The organism is Bacillus sp. 491mf, from assembly GCF_900112415.1.
GTDB lineage: Bacteria > Bacillota > Bacilli > Bacillales > Bacillaceae_G > Bacillus_A.
The window spans coordinates 1-18,015 of the sequence record NZ_FOLV01000010.1 but is presented as its reverse complement, the minus strand read 5'-3'; the positions used below and the strand labels follow the sequence as shown (position 1 = coordinate 18,015).

At 36.2% G+C, this 18,015-nt stretch carries 12 protein-coding genes and 1 pseudogene; 8 read left to right on the top strand and 5 right to left on the bottom strand.

All coding sequences use genetic code 11. From position 1 onward, the window contains the following. Window positions 1-210: 210 nt before the first annotated feature. Together BM211_RS25930 and BM211_RS11635 are read left to right on the top strand one after the other, a co-directional pair. A pseudogene (locus BM211_RS25930) lies at window positions 211-384 on the top strand (Tn3 family transposase); the annotation flags it as partial. 321 nt (window positions 385-705) lie between these two features. Next, window positions 706-1,092 carry a spore coat protein gene (locus tag BM211_RS11635; protein WP_090997672.1) on the top strand — a complete coding sequence of 129 codons (387 nt, stop codon included), beginning with the start codon at window positions 706-708 and terminating at the stop codon, window positions 1,090-1,092. A gap of 172 nt (window positions 1,093-1,264) precedes the next feature. On the opposite strand, the gene BM211_RS11630 is transcribed toward BM211_RS11635, so the two are convergent. Further along, window positions 1,265-3,130, bottom strand: a complete 1,866-nt coding sequence (locus BM211_RS11630; RefSeq protein WP_090997359.1) for an ABC transporter ATP-binding protein — start codon at window positions 3,128-3,130, stop codon at window positions 1,265-1,267. After that, a complete protein-coding gene (locus BM211_RS11625) occupies window positions 3,127-5,346 on the bottom strand; it encodes an ABC transporter ATP-binding protein (protein ID WP_090997356.1) in 2,220 nt (739 codons plus the stop codon). The genes BM211_RS11630 and BM211_RS11625 overlap by 4 nt, the downstream gene beginning before the upstream one ends. A gap of 381 nt (window positions 5,347-5,727) precedes the next feature. On the opposite strand from BM211_RS11625, the gene BM211_RS11620 reads away from it, so the two are divergent. The 5 genes from BM211_RS11620 to BM211_RS11600 all read left to right on the top strand — a co-directional run bounded on the left by BM211_RS11620 (window position 5,728) and on the right by BM211_RS11600 (window position 12,241). After that, a complete protein-coding gene (locus BM211_RS11620) occupies window positions 5,728-6,849 on the top strand; it encodes a TIGR04053 family radical SAM/SPASM domain-containing protein (protein WP_090997353.1) in 1,122 nt (373 codons plus the stop codon). Between the two features lie 329 nt (window positions 6,850-7,178). Beyond that, window positions 7,179-8,018 (top strand): DnaD domain-containing protein, encoded by an 840-nt coding sequence (locus BM211_RS11615; protein ID WP_035437871.1) that lies wholly within the window; start codon window positions 7,179-7,181, stop codon window positions 8,016-8,018. Then, the gene (dnaB, locus tag BM211_RS11610) at window positions 8,015-9,295 is read left to right on the top strand and encodes a replicative DNA helicase (protein WP_035437870.1); all 1,281 of its coding nucleotides are present in this window, start codon (window positions 8,015-8,017) and stop codon (window positions 9,293-9,295) included. The genes BM211_RS11615 and dnaB overlap by 4 nt, the downstream gene beginning before the upstream one ends. A 453-nt stretch (window positions 9,296-9,748) precedes the next feature. Further along, a complete protein-coding gene (locus BM211_RS11605) occupies window positions 9,749-10,399 on the top strand; it encodes an AmiS/UreI family transporter (RefSeq protein ID WP_231559763.1) in 651 nt (216 codons plus the stop codon). Window positions 10,400-11,485: 1,086 nt separating this feature from the next. Next, complete coding sequence (locus BM211_RS11600; RefSeq protein WP_090997350.1) at window positions 11,486-12,241, top strand: SDR family oxidoreductase; 756 nt, start codon at window positions 11,486-11,488, stop codon at window positions 12,239-12,241. A gap of 231 nt (window positions 12,242-12,472) precedes the next feature. On the opposite strand, the gene BM211_RS11595 is transcribed toward BM211_RS11600, so the two are convergent. Beyond that, window positions 12,473-13,129, bottom strand: coding sequence for an amidase domain-containing protein (locus BM211_RS11595; RefSeq protein ID WP_035437866.1), 657 nt, complete (start codon window positions 13,127-13,129; stop codon window positions 12,473-12,475). 722 nt (window positions 13,130-13,851) lie between these two features. Here BM211_RS11595 and abc-f point away from each other — a divergent pair. Next, entirely contained in the window at window positions 13,852-15,480 is a 1,629-nt protein-coding gene (abc-f, locus tag BM211_RS11590) for a ribosomal protection-like ABC-F family protein (protein WP_035437864.1), read from the top strand. 536 nt (window positions 15,481-16,016) lie between these two features. On the opposite strand, the gene BM211_RS11585 is transcribed toward abc-f, so the two are convergent. Then, the gene (locus BM211_RS11585) at window positions 16,017-17,039 is read right to left on the bottom strand and encodes a GH25 family lysozyme (RefSeq protein ID WP_035437862.1); all 1,023 of its coding nucleotides are present in this window, start codon (window positions 17,037-17,039) and stop codon (window positions 16,017-16,019) included. Between the two features lie 279 nt (window positions 17,040-17,318). After that, window positions 17,319-17,792: a MarR family winged helix-turn-helix transcriptional regulator gene (locus BM211_RS11580; protein ID WP_090997347.1), complete on the bottom strand. Its 474-nt coding sequence runs from the start codon at window positions 17,790-17,792 to the stop codon at window positions 17,319-17,321. Window positions 17,793-18,015: the final 223 nt, after the last annotated feature.

Below are 18,015 nucleotides of genomic sequence, written 5' to 3'. Positions count from 1 at the left end.
TTGATTTTGATAAAGAGTCTTTGGGGAATTCTAAGTTTTATAATCCTATTGGAGCTAAAAATTCAATTCTCAGTTATTTTATGCCTAAAGGTGCTAATCCCAATGATGATAAAACTTTCACAGATAGAGACATTGCAACGTTAACTTATCATATATTTAAACTGAATCTCAAATTAACTGAAAATCATACTATGGTTACTGCCACATGGGGTTGCTGCTTTGCGTACAAAAGGGGTGGATATTCCCGAAGAATATTTACAACATATATCTCCGCTTGGTTGGGAGCATATTACATTAACAGGGGATTATGTTTGGAACTTAAATCAAAAGGCAAACTTTAATAATTTAAGACCATTACGAGAAAAAAATCCAATAAAAAGGTAGTAAAATAAATAACCGGTTCCTTAACGTACAGGGAACCGGTTAAATTGTGTCCGAAATGTGTCGTAACGTACAATTTTCTTTTTTTGATAAGGTGACCCCTAAGAGGAGAGTGTATGTTTTTATGACATGTACTCTTTTTTTGTGTAAGAGATACTTAATAGCTATAAGAGTCTGAATTCTATGTTGGCTTGATAACGAAGTAGCAAGCCGCCTAAATTAGTTATTAACGTAGGCATGTGCTGTAACCGAATCTATTAATCTAGCATACTATGTAGAGAAGCAACTTGAAAGATAGAAAAAGTTGCTGAGGAAGTGAATAAAATAGCAACATTTGAAATTGGAGCGAGATGTCTTTTCAATCTTCGAAACGAACGCTTTTTCCTATTAGTTGAAGATGAAGTTGAAGTTCCAAGCCAAGGTGTAGAGCTTGATCCAGTTAATGTTTATAAAATTGACGAGCAAATTTTCAATGCTATCAAAAATGAAGGAGATGTACAGGTATGTGTACCAGTTAATGCACTTCCAGTTGTACCACCTGGATTTGAATTAGAACGTAAATGTATCTTTACAGCTAATAATATACACTGGGCAGTCTTTGAATTAGAGAATGGAACGCAGGAATTGATTTTATTAACGATCACTGCAGCTTTATTTAACTCATTGAAAAATTTTGGTGTTCGTGAATGTGAACCTCAAAGGCTCATATAATAAACTTAGTGGGCTTTAAATAGAATATTCTATGAAAAAATTAACTCCTCGTAGTTTTCTGCGGGGGGTTAATTTTTTGTGCTTTTTGTTTTAATTATGTCTTTGATAAAAGAGCTTCAATTACTAAAAAGAGAACACTCCTCTTAAAAAACAGAGGAGTGTCCCATCAATCTCAAGAAGCATCCGCACTCTCAAACTGACTATTATAAAGCGAAGCATAGAAACCATCAGCTTTCAACAATTCTTCATGATTACCTTGTTCTACAATATCCCCGTCTTTCATCACAAGGATTAAATCGGCATCACGGATTGTTGATAGTCTATGAGCGATGATGAAGCTTGTTCGGTCTTTCATGAGGTTTTCCATCGCTTTTTGAATGAGTACTTCTGTACGCGTATCGATGGAGCTAGTTGCTTCGTCGAGTATTAATATTTTCGGATCCGCTAGAAGGGCGCGGGCAATTGTTAATAATTGCTTTTGTCCTTGGGATACGTTGCTTGCTTCTTCGTTTAGTTCCATGTTGTATCTATTTGGTAATGTTTTGACGAAGCTGTGCACGTGAGCGGCCTTCGCTGCTTCGATGACTTCTTCGTCCGTTGCATCAAGTCTGCCGTAACGGATGTTTTCCATGATGGATCCGTTAAATAGCCAAGTGTCTTGCAGTACCATTCCGAACATACTGCGCAAGTCTTCACGAGTGAAGTCTTTTATATCGTGACCGTCTATACAGATTGCACCGCTATTTATGTCGTAGAAACGCATTAATAGTTTTACGATTGTCGTTTTTCCTGCTCCGGTTGGACCGACGATTGCGACCTTTTGGCCAGGTTTGATAGTAGCAGAGAAGTTGTTGATGATCGTTTTGTCTGCATTGTAACCAAACTCAACATCTTTGAAGGTAACTTCTCCGTTTACTTTTTGCAGATTCACTGGATTTTCTGATTCTGGCACTTCTTCTTCTTCCTCTAAAAATTCAAAAACTCTTTCAGCAGCAGCAGCTGTCGATTGAAGTACGTTCGCGATTTGCGCGACTTGAGCGATTGGCTGCGTAAAGTTTCTTACATATTGTACAAAGGCTAAAATGTCCCCAACTGCGATGGTTCTTTTTACCGCAAGCCATCCACCTAAAATCGATACAGCGACATAACCAATATTCCCGATAAACATCATAATCGGCATCATCATTCCAGATAAAAATTGCGACTTCCATGCCGAGTGGTAAAGGGTATCATTTACCTCTTCGAATTTCTTCACTTCTTCTTCTTCTTTGTTAAAGGCTTTAACGATATTGTGACCACTATAAATTTCTTCAACTTGCCCGTTTACGTGTCCTAAATATTCTTGCTGGGATTTGAAGTATTTTTGTGATCGTTTTACGACTGCCATAATGAGAATCATCGATACTGGCAAGATTAACAGTGCGACTAATGTCATTTGCCAGCTAATTGATAACATCATGATAAATACACCGATAATTGTAATGACTGATGTGATGATTTGCGACATACTTTGATTTAACGTTTGGCTCACTGTATCTACGTCATTTGTAATTCTTGATAATACTTCTCCGTGCGTTGTTTTATCAAAGTATTTCAGCGGCATCCGGTTAATTTTTTCATCGATTTCTTTTCTGAAGTTATAAGATACCTTTTGGGCTACCCCGGAAATGATATAGCCTTGGATAATGCCAAACGCAGCGCTCAGTATATATAATCCAAGAAGTAACAAGGCGATGTTTCCGATATAGGTAAAGTCAATTGCCGCACCGGTTGCTCCTGTTACTTTATCTACAAGTCCTTCGAAAAGTTTTGTTGTTGCTTTTCCTAAAATTTTTGGACCGACGATTGTAAAGGCTGCACTACCGATCGCGAAAAAGATAACGACTAAGATTGATAATTTATAAGGTTTCAAGTACTCGAGGAGCTTACTCATCGTTCCTTTGAAGTTTTTTGCTTTCTCAATCTTTTGCATGCCGCCGCCCATATGACCGCCGCCATGACCACCTTGTTTGTTGTGCTCTATTTTTCGTTTGCTCATGATGACAACTCCTCTCTTGAAAGTTGTGATAAAGCAATTTGCTTATAAACTTCACAGTTCTCCATAAGCTCTTCATGCGTACCAGTTCCGACGATTTTTCCTTCATCCAGTACAATGATCTTATCTGCATTCATAATCGTACTGATTCTTTGCGCAACAAGTAAAAGAGTACTTCCTGCAATTTCATTGTTTAAAGCTCTGCGAAGCGCAGCGTCTGTCTTAAAGTCAAGAGCTGAGAAACTATCATCAAATATGAAGATTTCCGATTTTTTCGTAAGAGCACGGGCAATCGAAAGCCTTTGTTTTTGACCACCAGAAACGTTCGTACCACCTTGTGATATCTCTGTCTTGAAACTTTCAGGTTTTTCGTTAATAAACTCCATCGCTTGCGCAATTTCTGACGCTTTTACTAATTCTTCTTCACTTGCTTCTTTCTTACCGTATTTCAAGTTACTTTCAATCGTACCGGAGAATAAAACTCCTTTTTGCGGTACATAACCAATTTTTTCTCTTAATTCCTTTTGAGATACTTCTCTAACATTCGTACCATCTATTAAGATTTCCCCGCTTGTGACGTCGTAAAAGCGCGGAATTAAGTTGATTAATGTTGATTTCCCGCTACCTGTACTTCCAATGAAAGCTGTCGTTTCACCAGGTTTTGCAGTAAAGGTGATATTGGAAAGTACATCTTCTTCTGCACCTGGATATCTAAAGCTAACATTTTTAAATTCAACGTAACCTTTCTTGCCAGGCGAGAATGTTTTTGGCTCCGCTGCATCATGAATGGAAAGGTCAGTATCTAAAACTTCTGCGATACGTTGTGCGGATACAGAAGCACGTGGAACCATAATCGATACAAAAGAGATCATTAAGAAGGCCATGATAATTTGCATTGTATATTGCATAAATGCCATCATATCACCAACTTGCATATTTCCCATATCTACTTGGTGTGATCCAACCCAAATAATGAGTAACGTCACAGCATTCATGATAAACATCATCATTGGCATCATAAATGACATTAAACGGCTTACAAATAAATTTGTTTTTGTTAAATCTTGATTTCCTTTTTCAAATTTCTTTTCTTCATGTTTTTGATTGTTAAACGCACGAATGACAAGCATACCTGTTAACGATTCACGCGTGATTAAGTTAATTTTATCGACTAACTTTTGAATCATTTTAAATTTAGGGATAGCTACGCTAAATAAACCAATGACTAAGCTTAAAATTGCGATAACCGCAACGCCGATAATCCATCCCATGGAAAGGTCAGTACTTAGTACTTTAATGATGCCGCCTATACCTAAAATTGGTGCATAGAAGACGATTCGAAGCATCATCACCATCAGTGTTTGCACTTGCTGGATATCATTTGTACTTCTTGTGATTAACGAGGCAGTAGAAAACTTATCAAACTCAGCATTCGAGAAATTTGTAACTTTCCGGAACACTTTCTTTCGCAAATCTCTGCCAAGCCCAGCTGATACTTTTGCAGCCAGTAAACTCACGATAACGGTAGCTGCCATACTTACTAATGATAAAAGCAGCATTTTCCCGCCAGAAGTAAGAATATAATTGGATTGAAGTTTATCTGTATCGATACCAATCTTTTTATATTCATTCTCAATGAATGAAACAGCCGCCTGTGTTACCATGCTGCCTGGCATCTTTTTAAACTTTTCATCCGCTTTTTCTTTCATCGCATCGATTTGATCTTGAGGGAGTTTCGCAATGACTGTGAAAGGATCTGTATTTGGCGGAAGCTTCATTTCTGTTTTGCTGTCATTACCGCCTTTTTCAATTCCTTGTGTTATTAACATCGGTTTCCCAAAGATATCATTCAGTTCACTGATTGTATTTTTATCCGTTGTATGTAGCTTATAAAGTGGTTCTTTATCAAGCTTTGGATAATCTTTTAAGTCATTTTTCAGTTCACTTTGGGAAAGATTGTTCTTATCTAACAGAACATAGTTGTCAGTTACTGTTTTCTTCTCTTTGTCATTCATAAAGAGCGTAAGTTTATCCATCTCACTTTTACGAATAACTTCAGGTACTGCGTTTTCGACACCTTTTTGTTGAATCCCTACATTGACAATGTTAGACATGTAGTCTGGCAGTGATAGATCGCATACTGCCTGCACAGTTAAAAGACATACAACCGCAATGATGGAAGTAACAAATGGTTTTAAATGTTTGATGATCTTTAACATTCAATGCATCTCTCCATTTTCCGTTTCTAATTTTGAATTTTTTCTTTTTTCTTCAGTTTACTCGCTCTTTATCTATTTTCGAACACAGATTAATTTTATGACTACATTAAGAGGTAATGCAAATTTTAGAGCTTAAAATATAAAGATAAATTGAAAACTTGAGGAGAGAGGATTTGGTCATGCGTGTTGATTAACGAAAAATAGATAGTTCTCTCTCTCGCCGTGCAAGTTCACTGAAAAGGGATGAGAAAGAAGTTGGTGAAGAACCCCCACTGATTAAGGTTTCACTTTATAACGACAATTTCATACGTGATGTATCTCACAACATAAATGGCTATATAACTTTACAATGAGGATATAAATTGATAGGAGGGTTTAATTGTGATTAACCGTGATTTTAACAAAAATCCATTTATTGTGATATGGGAGTTAACGAGAGCATGCCAATTAAAATGTCTTCATTGTCGTGCGGAAGCTCAGTATCATCGTCATCCTCTTGAGCTAACATTTGAAGAAGGTAAAAAATTAATTGATGATATATATGAAATGAATAATCCGATGCTTGTTTTTACTGGGGGTGATCCGTTAATGCGCCCGGACGTATATGATATTGCAGATTATGCGATAAAAAAAGGTGTTCGAGTATCTATGACACCAAGTGCTACTCCAAATGTTACGAAAGAAACAATTCAAAAAGCAAAAGAAGTAGGGCTTGCAAGATGGGCATTTAGTTTAGATGGGCCAACAGCTGAAATACATGATCATTTTAGGGGGACAGAGGGATCATTTGAATTAACAATGAATGCGATTCGTTATTTGCATGAATTGAAAATTCCTATTCAAATTAATACGGTTATTTCTACTTATAATGTGGATGTACTTGAAGATATGGCAAAGTTAGTAGAGAAATTAGAGTGTGTGCTTTGGAGTGTATTTTTCTTAGTTCCAACTGGGCGCGGCAAGGAAACAGATATGATTTCACCAGCCGAGCATGAAAGAGTATTCCAATGGCTATATCAATTAAGTAAAAAGGTTTCTTTTGATATTAAAACAACGGCTGCTCAGCACTACAGACGCGTTGTTATTCAACAAAAAATGAGAGAGAATAAAAAAGCAAATCAGGCTATTCAATATCAAGATGTATTGATGAATGGAATGACGGGGCAAATTGATGGACTTGGTCGTGCTCCAAAAGGGGTAAATGATGGAAATGGCTTTGTATTTATCTCTCATATTGGAGATGTGTATCCAAGTGGGTTATTACCTATCAAAGCCGGGAATGTTCGAACAACACCACTAGCTGATATTTATCGAAACTCTCCGATCTTCCAAGACTTGCGTAACCCGGACAAGTATAAAGGAAAGTGTGGGGTTTGTGAGTTCCGATATGTTTGCGGAGGATCTCGTTCTAGAGCCTTTGCGATGACTGGAGATTACATGGAAAGTGAACCTTTCTGTGTATACATTCCAAAAGCATTACGAAAACAGAAACAAAACGTATAAAAATGGGACATGAGTACTTTTTACTCACGTCCCATTTTTTGAATGAGCATTTAGAGGGAAGTAAAACATATTGAAATCCTATTAATAGCCCCTTATAAACCCCTACCAAGCCCCTTGCAAGTAATAAATCATTACAAAAACAAAAGAATTACTGCTACAAGAATCTTAAAAAAACAAAAACAAAAAAACTACTACAAGAATTTAAAAAATAAAAACAAAAGAACTACTACTACAAGAATTTCAAAAAAAATAAAAATCAAATTACCAAATTCCCGCTTTTCTCCTTATATATAGTAAGGAACAGCATTTTAAAAACGGGAGGAATATAGATGGCGGTATATCGAAATGTGCAGGTGAATTTTTGGCAAGATGAGTTTGTGCTCGACTTAACGCCGGAGGAACGCTATTTTTACATATATTTGCTGACATGTTCGAAAACGACGCAGTGCGGAATGTATCCGTTGCCACAGCGTTTAGCAGAGATGGAAACGGGCTACAACAGGGAGACTGTTGATAAATTGTTGCAGCGGTTTATCGAATATGGAAAGATCTTATACGATGCGAAAACGAAGGAGTTATATATCATAAATTGGCTTCGTTATAACCCAATTACAAATCCGAACGTTGAGAAATGTGTACTTCGGGAGTTAAAGACTGTGAAAAGTAAACAATTTGTTCAGATGTTTCTTCAAAAGTGCTTGGAGGAAGAGATGAATATTCCGCTGTTGGTAGCGCATTTCGGTATTCCGGTTGAAACGCCAGAAGAAGAGCCTGAAAGCTGCGGGGCAGAGAAGGAAATAGAACCGGGCACGAATGTATTTGCGTTTTATGAACAAAACTTTGGCAGCTTGTCACCGTATACGGCTGAGGAACTGACTGCGTGGATAGAAGATTTGTCAGAGGAACTCGTCATAAAAGCACTCCAAATTGCCCATGAAAACAATAAGCGGACGCTTGCGTATGTGAAGGGAATTTTGCGAGATTGGCACGGAAAGGGATTTACGAGAGTCAGCGAAGTAGAGGAGGCGGCGGTGAAGTTTCGGAAGAAAGGGTCGTCCATTGTTTTGGAGACTGAGCAGTTTCTAGAGGAATGCGAGGAGTGGAAGAAAAACGTGCCATCTGAAGATGAACTGCAGAAGTTCTTAACAGAAAAGGGGTGGCGTCCATGAGCATTCAAAACGTCGAAGCGGAACAAACGGTATTGGGTTCACTCCTCCTTGATGGAGAGCTTATTAAAGAGTGCAGGTTGACGGAACACCACTTTTCTACTGCTTTGCATCAAGCGATATTTAAGCTAATACGGGAAGTAGAGGAAGACGGCCAGCCGCTTGATCTCGTTACGCTCGTTTCGAAAATAGATCCTTCTTTTTTAGCGCAAATTGGCGGGATTGAGTACTTTGTTAACATCATCGAAAGTGTACCGACGACTGCCAACTTCACTTATTACGAGGGGCTAGTTCGAAGTGCCTGGAAAATGCGCCGTGCAGGAATGGTCGGGCACAGTATGAGTGAACGACTTTTGGCGGAGAAGGATGAGAAAATCATCGGCGAGGCGATTACGGCTCTTTGTGAACTAGAAGAGGAAGAGTGTACGTTAGATTTTGACTTAAAGGATACGCTAGTTGGCTTATATGAAGAGTTTCACCAAGACGTAGAAGAACTAACAGGTATTGAAACTGGTTTTTCCGCTTTAAACAAGATGACGTGTGGTCTGCAAGATGGTGAATTTGTTGTAATTGGAGCGCGGCCTTCGATGGGGAAAACAGCGTTCGCTTTAAACATTGCCTTTCATGCAGCTAGATCGGGCGTTGCAGTTGGATTGTTTTCTTTAGAGATGAGTGACAAGCAACTGTTAAAACGGATGGTTTCCTGCGCCGGCGGAGTATCAGGGAAGAGGCTGAAAAATCCGAAGCATCGTTTCACGATCGAAGACTGGGAAAAAACGAGTTATGCCTTCGCGGAAATTGGCGATCTCTCGCTAGAGATTTATGATAAAGCAGGTGTGACAACACAGGAAATTTGGGTGCAGGTTCGCAAGCTAAAAAGAAAGCATCCTAATAAAAAACTGCTCGTCATTATAGATTACTTACAGCTCATTACAGGCGATGCGAAATATAGAGGAAATAGGTTTCAAGAAATGAGCGAAATCTCCCGCAAACTGAAGTTGCTAGCTCGCGATTTAAACGTGTGCGTCGTAGCACTGTCGCAGCTATCCCGCGCGGTTGAGTCGCGCCAAGATAAACGTCCGCTTTTATCTGACTTAAGAGAAACAGGACAAATTGAACAAGATGCCGACATCATAATGTTCATGTACCGAGACGATTATTATGATAAGGAAACAGAGCATAGAGATGTGACAGAAATTCATGTGGCGAAGCATCGGAACGGGCCAGTTGGGGTAGTGAAACTTTGGTTTTTGAAGGAGTATGGGCGATTTGTAGAGTGATGTATCTATTGAAGGAACACGAAGTTATTGATATGCGATGATTTTGGTCGTCTATCCCGCTATTCGCGGGCAGTAAGACTCCCGCCTCAAAATTCAGCGAAAGCAAAGAATTTAGGTGGGGGATAAACTGCTGGCATGCGCCCGATTGGTGATAGAAGTTTCACTTTATATTTTACTATTTTTTGTGTTATTTACTTTTGTATTAAATGCTGTTACTATATTGATATCATTTTCATAGCTTAATGCATACTCTTTTGGAAGCGCTTAATTGAAAAATTATATGCATTTCAAATGTATGATCTGTTGTAAATGTATCTAAATACAAGCAGTTTCTCTGTCACATGTTATTGGAGAAGAGGAATTGCTTTTTATCGTTAAAACTATGAAAAAATGAATGTATGATGTGAGGAGGTATCGTTGTGAAAAACAGTTTTGTTTTTCACAAGAATATATATGGGGAATGTTGGATTATTACTTTCTGGTGCAGCGCTCTTTTTAAATAGCTTTGTGATGCTAGGAAAAGCGGACGAAAAGAGTGTAGGTGTTTTTAATTTATTTGTAGGTGTACTGCAAATTATTATTCCTTTCTATTTAATTGTAGTATCTGATCAAAGTAATTGGACAGTTTATTTATATGCAGCTACTTTTTTATTTGGTTTCACTTATTTATATGTAGGAATTACTTTCATTGCAGGATTGAAGGGTGATGGATTAGGCTGGTTTTCTCTTTGGGTAGCGATTATTGCAATACTCTACATGATTGTAGCTATTATACATTTTCATGATATCGTTAATGCGTTAACTTGGTTGATGTGGGCATTTCTATGGTTCTTATTTTTTATTTCGAATGCACAGAAAAAGAACATCAATTATTATGTTGGAAAAATAGCTTTTGTACAGTCATGGGTTACACTAACTGGCCCTGCTCTTCTTTCCCTTATAGGTGTATGGGAAACTTCTTATGTATATAACTTATGGATATGTATATCTATTCTTTCGATTATATATTTCTGTGTTTGTACATTTAAGTTGAAAGGGAATGTAAATGCTGTTCATAAAAATATAGATACGCACACCGTTGAAAAGTGTGGAAACACGAAGTGAAGTTAATTTATTAAGCTAGGATTGATCACAATCCTAGTTTAGCTGAATAAGAGAATGGAGCATCATCAAAAATGATTTTGATGATGCTTTTTTTGTAGAAATAAAACTTTTGAGCGGCCTCGTTTTTGGCATGAAAATAAAGTGAAACTTTAATCAGTGGGAGTATTACTGCCCACGAGTAGCGGGATAAAGAATGGTCTTTATGTCCGAAAGATGAAATAGATCATTCTTGCTAACTACAGAATAATGATCATGGAGTCCATACGAAAAATCCCTCGATACTATAGAAAGTATTGAGGGATTTTGATTGATAAAGAGGGGGGAGTTGCTAAAATTTGCAAGATGCTAGTTTTTCAAGCTAATACCTCAATTATAGATGTGTGTGATCGTTTATAAGATTATCATAATGTAGAAGCTGTAGGGTGTTGTATTTTTTCTTTGTTAGATGAAAAAAATAAACGTTTAAAATGTTTGTTTTGTGAGATTATTTTATAGGTAGTGTATAATATCCTCTCTGCTTAGAGGTTGCCCAAAAGTTTCACTTTTCGATATGATTCAGCTCAGCGAATCGACTACTTACATGTCGAATATCGTCGAGTGGTCTTTAAAACGTGTCGAAGCGCCGATATATTGCAAAGAGTGGTCGATAACGAAAAAGAGATGATTAACAACGAGCAGATTGCATGAAATAGAGAATAGAAATACTTATTTCATTATTTCGCTTTGCGTTGCTTGTCCACTTACGATTGGTGTATATCGTAATATATTTCTTAATTATTAAATTGATTATCACCAGCAAAAAAAGTAAAATAATAGTAGAGATGTAATGAAAGGGGAATTGAAATTTTACATGTGGCAAATCTTGTAATGATTACGAAATGAAATGAATAGCGTGCTTTTCCTATCTATACGGGTGGAGTGTGTCTATTTATTGAGATGATAATCATACAAGGGATGCATGGTGTGGAGTGATCATTCCATTTACTAGGCGGATACCTGTGTGTATCGGCTTTTTATTTGTTATGAGAATAATACATCTCTACTTATACATATCATCGTGTCCCTATTTAATAGGGGGAATATGAAATGACACATTTACAAAATAAAGTTGCACTTATAACAGGAGTAAGTAGTCCAAGAGGGATTGGCGCGGCTATATGCCGCGAATTCGCTTCTCAAGGTATCGATATTTTCTTTACGCATTGGCAGTCTGAAATTGGTTGGCCAGAGACTTTTGAAAAAGAGATTTTGGAATTAGGAGTTCGCTGTGACAGCTTAGAAATGGATCTGTCAGATGCAAATGCTGCCTTTGCAATAATGGATACTGTTTCAAAGCAGTTTGGTTCTCTTTCGATTTTAGTGAATAATGCAGCATATTCAACGAGTGATGGATATGAAGAGTTAGATGCTCATACACTTGATAACCATTATGCTGTTAATATGAGAGCGACTTTTCTTCTTTGTACGGAATTTGCTCGTCGTTTTGAGAAATCGAATAGAGGCGAAGGAAGAATTATTAATATGACATCTGGACAAGAGCTCGGGCCAATGATTGGGGAATTGGCCTATGCTGCAACGAAAGGAGCAATTGTTGCTTTTACGAAGTCGTTATCGGCAGAGCTTGCACCTTTAGGGATTACGGTTAATGCGGTAAACCCAGGACCAACAGATTCAACGTGGATGACGGATGAAATTAGAAAACATCTGTTACCTAAATTTTTAATGGGACGCATTGGTATGCCGGAAGATGCAGCGCGCATCGTGGCATTTCTTGCTAGTTGTGATGCAAGGTGGGTCACGGGTCAAGTGATTAACTCAGAAGGTGGGTTTTTGCGAAGTTAAATGAAGTAACATTGATAAGTGTATTTATATTAATGTTAAATAAGAAAAGACATCCAAAAGGATGTCTTTTCTTATTTTTTAGATCTACATATTAATTGGGTTTGATAGAGTTGGGTTTTTACTGTAAAGATTGAAGAAAAAAATGTGTTATAACTCTATGTCATTGTAACATTATTTTAGAAGAGGTATTTATGCAATTTTACATACATGGAATGTTTAATATGGTGATTCTTAACTCGAAAATTTAATTACTCGAAAATTCTCTCCTTGTATATTTCTAATATCTAAAGCTTCTCTATCGTTAGTATGTCCTGTTAAATAAACAGTTTCTGAATCCTTTTTTACTACAAACATTGCATGATAATAACTTCCGCCTGATTTTTTTTGAAGTTGTATAACATCCCCAACTTCAATATCCCTCATAATATTTAATTTATCTGGAGTAATTACTCTTTGAGTTTTACTCCAAAAAGTATAAAAATCTTCGACGTTTATCCATGTACTAGATTCAGTAAAAATATTATCACCTTGTTTTTTGCTGTACCAGTAATTTTTATTTGTATCAATTCCTGAAGGTTTTATAGTTGATGGAAGTGTTTCTTGTATTCCGCCAGCTTTTAGAATTTGAGAGACATAATTCATACAATCGTTTGGATCCCATTTTGCATACTCAGGATTCCTCTTGTTCCACCAGTTATTCACATAATCTAATGCATTTTTTATATTAATTTGTTGAGTTCCGATTAAATTATCAGTCACTAATTCATCTTGGTTTTTTTGATAGTTATCTGTTGTTGATGCTAAAGCAATTGTATTGTCTAGTGTATTTTGAGTAACCAAAATGCCCAAAAATAATGTTGTGCATATAATTTTTTTCTTAAATTTCATACAAACCTCTCCTTACTATTGTTTTTTGAATTTAATTATATTGTTTTGGTGATATCGCGTACATTTTACATAAATTAAGAGATTCCTTTGTTTTATTTTTTTAATAGGGTATTTATGTTAATCCGAAATAAATCTTATTAAACTCGGATTATTTTTATACACTATCAAAAACCTAATATTGTAAAAATTTCCACAAACTAATGAAGAAACCTTTTAAAAAAAATTGAGAAACATTTGTTATAAATAAGAAACCATTTCATGCTATTATGATTCCTCCTAAACATTATTTGGCAGTCTAGGGATCTGTGGCGGTATCCCATACCCATCAACCCTCAAATACAAAAAACGTTATCCTTTCTAATAGTTTAGCTTGTTTAGAAAGAATAACGTTTTTTTAATTCATCACAAATAAATGCTGCGTTATTGGCGACTGTCGCTGAGTCAAATCGTCTTGTTTACGAATACAGTATTATCATGGTACAATATGGATATTAACGACGGAAAGGATGATGGGTGGACGATGATTAACTAATCTTATTTTTACATGTTGAAATTTGATATTTCAATTAATAAAAAATAGGATTAGTCTGCCCATTTTCCATAAGAACGTATTGCTATTCCATACAATAGCTTATTTGGGTATAAATAATATAACGACTAATCCTGCCAAATATAATTGGGAGGATTTTTTTGTTCTCCTTTTATCGGAAGGGATCGATAGTATGAAGGAACTTTTAAAATTAAAAGATGTTTATGTAGAAATAATGGAACATTCTTTGTTAGAACAAATGAAAGTTACAGTGAAGCAAGGAGATGTTATTGGAGTTATAGGGCGAAACGGTGCTGGGAAATCAACTGTTTTGCAATTGATAAATGGAAAAATAGAACCGACAAAAGGGCAGCTAGAATGGCAACAGATGAATGTAACGATGGCATATGTTGAACAAGAGAAAGAGGTCTTTACATCTAATGAAGTAACGACAGTAGAAGCGGAACTTCTTGCGAAATGGGACGTACCAACGAACGATTTTCATACGTTAAGTGGTGGCGAAAAACTGAAAATTCGACTTGCGAAAGGATTTGCGCAAAATTCAACCCTTTTAATGTTAGATGAACCGACAAATCACTTAGACGAACATGGTACAGAACTTTTGATTGAACAGATAAAAAGCTATCGTGGAACAATCATTGTTGTATCACATGATCGGTATTTCTTAGATGTTGTTGCGACGAAAATTTGGTCGATAGAAGATAGACAGTTAATTGAGCATAAGGGGAATTACACGAGTTATATGAAATTTCGAGAACAAAAAAGGCTTACGCAGCAGCGCGAATATGAAAAGCAACAAAAAAACATTGAACGTATAGAATCGCAAATAAAAGAATTAACATCATGGTCACAAAAAGCACATGCACAGTCAACGAAACAAGAGGGATATAAAGAATATTATCGTGTTAAGGCGAAGCGAACGGATGCACAAGTGAAGTCAAAACAAAAACGTCTGGAAAAGGAGCTTGAAAAAGAGAAAATAGAGCGTGTTAAGCCAGACCAAGTTGTAGAGTTTTCCATTCAAACGAATAAAAAGGTAGGGAAGCGTTTTTTAGAAGTGAAGCAATTAGGAAAATGTCTTGAGGGAAGAACATTATTTGAGAAAGTGAATTTCACAATTCAACATGGCGAGAAAATAGCAATCGTTGGTCCGAATGGCTGCGGGAAAACAACGTTATTGAAGATGATTATGGGGCATGAAGTGGCCCGAGGAGAAGTATGGGTTTCACCATCTGCAAACATTGGTTATTTAACACAAGAAGTATTTGATTTACCACTTGAAAAAAGACCAGAACAATTATTTTATAAAGAGACTTTTGAAGAAAGAGGAAAAGTCCAAAATTTAATGAGACATTTAGGGTTTACATCTTCACAATGGAAAGAGCCAATTAAGCACATGAGTATGGGTGAGCGTGTAAAGTGTAAGCTCATGAAGTATATTTTAGATGAAAAAGATGTGCTGATTTTAGATGAACCGACCAATCATCTTGATTTACCTTCCCGCGAACAGCTTGAAGCTACATTAGCAGATTATAATGGCACATTGCTTATTGTTTCGCATGATCGGTACTTCCTTGAAAAAACGACTAACAGTAAACTAGTGTTTTCAAACAATCATATACAAAAGCAATTGAAAGAACCATCTCAAAAAATAGATAATCTCACCGAATTACGTTTAAAGCTTGAAACAGAAAGACAAGAAGTTTTAGGGAAACTTAGCTTTTTAACTCCTAAAGATGAAGCGTACACGGAGCTTGATAAAAGATTCAATGAACTTACAAAGCAAATAAAGGAGCTTTAATACTCGGATAAGAATGTATGAGTTGCTTAGAAAAAAGAAAAGCTGCTTTCTCTTAGTGTAGAGGAAAGCAGCTTTTCTTTTTCATTTGCTTTGTACGTCATCGTGATCTTTATCAACAATCATTTCTCTTCATTATAAAAGCATGAGTTCAATACCAAACTCATGCCTAGGAATTAGTCAAATTTCAAGAATTAAGACAGATAGAAGTGTTGCTACCAAAACTAAGCCAATCGTTAAAGCTTTAGTAACTGCAATAAACGCTGATATAGATTTATTGGAAAAGAATATCAGGGCTTATCTCATTTGAAAAGGGAAAATTAGTTTCATTTCTCTTAACCTCATCAATCAATTCTCGAAAATGACAGGATTTTTGCAGCGAAATAGAAAGAAAAATAGTGATGGCCGAGATACGTATCTCGGCCATCACTACTCCTATACATAGCCAGTCCTTCCAAGGCCATGAAAAAAATGCTTTTCTGCCTTTTTTTTCATAGAGTGACTGAGTAGTTACATACTGCGCGGAGTTTGTCCGCTATTTAACAATCAGAACATGAGGAAAGTAATTGATAATCTATATAACTAGGATCATAGTAAATGAATTGGTTTCCTCCTAAATTTAACCATCCATTTTGTTCGTAATATACTTTATAAGCTTCATTTTGATATAATGTACGAATCACATTACCATTCAAAGAAGGTTGATCTCTTAAATTCACATTATCACCTGTAATTGTAGCAACACCTATATAGTTGCAATAACAAATATAGCTAGGATCATAATAAACAAATTCATTTCCTCCTAAGTTTAACCATCCATTTTGTTCGTAATATACTTTATAGGATTCATTACGATTTAATTTTCCAATGACATTGCCACTCAAAGAAGGTTGATCTCGTAAATTTACATTATCACCTGCGATTGTAGCGACTCCTATAAATGCGCTGCTAGGTCCGTTGTTATTATTACCGGTATCCAAATCTACATAGGATATATTCAAATCGACATCCCCGTTAATGCCTTCTATACTTCCGGTATCTGTGTATTGCCAAATATCACAATCCATTCCAGGGCCGCTTGTACTATAACGTGCAACCCATAACAAGGTGTTTTGTAAACGTGAAATGTTTAGGCTATTTTTGAAGAAATATAGATTGCTATAAACGCCAGTACTAGAATACCCCGCATTTTTTAATTCTGTTAAAAATGCATTCACAGCATCTGTTAACGTATTCGGATCTAAATTTCCATCATTGACTTCTACATCGACAAATACAGGGGCAGTTAACGTGACGCTCTGTAAATTTTTAATAAAGAAAGCAGCCTCTTGTCTTGCATCATTAATAGAGATTGCTCGAAAAAAGTGGTAAGCTCCTGTCAGAATACCAACATTGTTCGCACCGTTTATATTGTATTGAAAAGTTGGATCTACAAAATTGCTACCTTGCTCAGAGCCTTCTGTTACTTTTGCAATCATAAAGGTTACTTGATTCGGATCATTCTTTACTTGATTCCAATCAATTCTACCTTCATGGTGACTCACGTCAATTCCAAATGACATAATATAACACTCCAAAAAAAATATTTAATCTTTTGAGGGATTATACTATTTTATATTCTGAATATCTTAAAATGTTAATAAATATGTAAGGGAATTTGTATTATTTCTATTATTTCTCATTTAAATTATGATAGGATTCGACTAAGACATATGTATTGCAGTCGAACCCTATGACCATCAAGCTCATGTTATAAACAAAAATCTTGTTTTCATTTGGATAGAAAAATGCTTGCTTTTATCATTTGAGAGATTATTTGTTTCGTAAGCTGTTCTTTATATTTACCAAACAGGTTTTACGCTCGATGATAATTTCCCTTCATTTGCTTCATACACTAATTTTGTTAAATCTTCTTTGAGCATTTGCATTCGTTCAGCACCTATGTTTTCAATCCAGCGCCCCTCAATTTTAGCTAGTATCTCATCTTTTGCTTTTACTGCTAACCAACCTCGTTCGGTTAAAACAATAATTTTCCCTCTTTTATCTGTGGGATGACTCTGACGCATTACATAACCACCTTTTTCAAGATGATCGACCATTTTACTCACAGCTTGCTTTGTAATTCCTAAGTATTCAGCTAGTTCTATCCCTGTTGCTCCGTCAGGGATGATGCGTTTAAACATAAAACCATGTGCAGGTCTAATATCTCCAAAACCTAATTCATTCATTCTGTTATTTAGTTCATCAATCAATGTACTAAAGGATAATGACAAAAGTGATGTAAGATCTAATTCACGAATTACTTGATGATTCATCTATAATTCCTCCTTAAATAAGGTCAATTAAGTTGACTTTATTTGAATTTTATTGTACTATGCGTAATGTGGTCAATCAAGTTGACTATATTTTAAGAGAAATGGGATATCCTTTTTAACATATTTCGAAAAGAATTCCCCTTCCTCAAGGAATGAGAAGGGTGAAGCCCAATGAGTAGGGAGGGGATGAATTTTGGTTGGCGTAAGCCAAAAGGTTGAAAAA

Coding starts and splice junctions, on each gene's coding strand:
- BM211_RS11595 (WP_035437866.1), bottom strand. CDS start 13,129: ATGAAATTTAAGAAAAAAATTATATGCACAACATTATTTTTGGGCATT.
- BM211_RS11615 (WP_035437871.1), top strand. CDS start 7,179: ATGGCGGTATATCGAAATGTGCAGGTGAATTTTTGGCAAGATGAGTTT.
- BM211_RS11630 (WP_090997359.1), bottom strand. CDS start 3,130: ATGAGCAAACGAAAAATAGAGCACAACAAACAAGGTGGTCATGGCGGC.
- BM211_RS11625 (WP_090997356.1), bottom strand. CDS start 5,346: ATGTTAAAGATCATCAAACATTTAAAACCATTTGTTACTTCCATCATT.
- BM211_RS11605 (WP_231559763.1), top strand. CDS start 9,749: ATGGGGAATGTTGGATTATTACTTTCTGGTGCAGCGCTCTTTTTAAAT.
- BM211_RS11580 (WP_090997347.1), bottom strand. CDS start 17,792: ATGAATCATCAAGTAATTCGTGAATTAGATCTTACATCACTTTTGTCA.
- BM211_RS11585 (WP_035437862.1), bottom strand. CDS start 17,039: ATGTCATTTGGAATTGACGTGAGTCACCATGAAGGTAGAATTGATTGG.
- abc-f (WP_035437864.1), top strand. CDS start 13,852: ATGAAGGAACTTTTAAAATTAAAAGATGTTTATGTAGAAATAATGGAA.
- dnaB (WP_035437870.1), top strand. CDS start 8,015: ATGAGCATTCAAAACGTCGAAGCGGAACAAACGGTATTGGGTTCACTC.
- BM211_RS11600 (WP_090997350.1), top strand. CDS start 11,486: ATGACACATTTACAAAATAAAGTTGCACTTATAACAGGAGTAAGTAGT.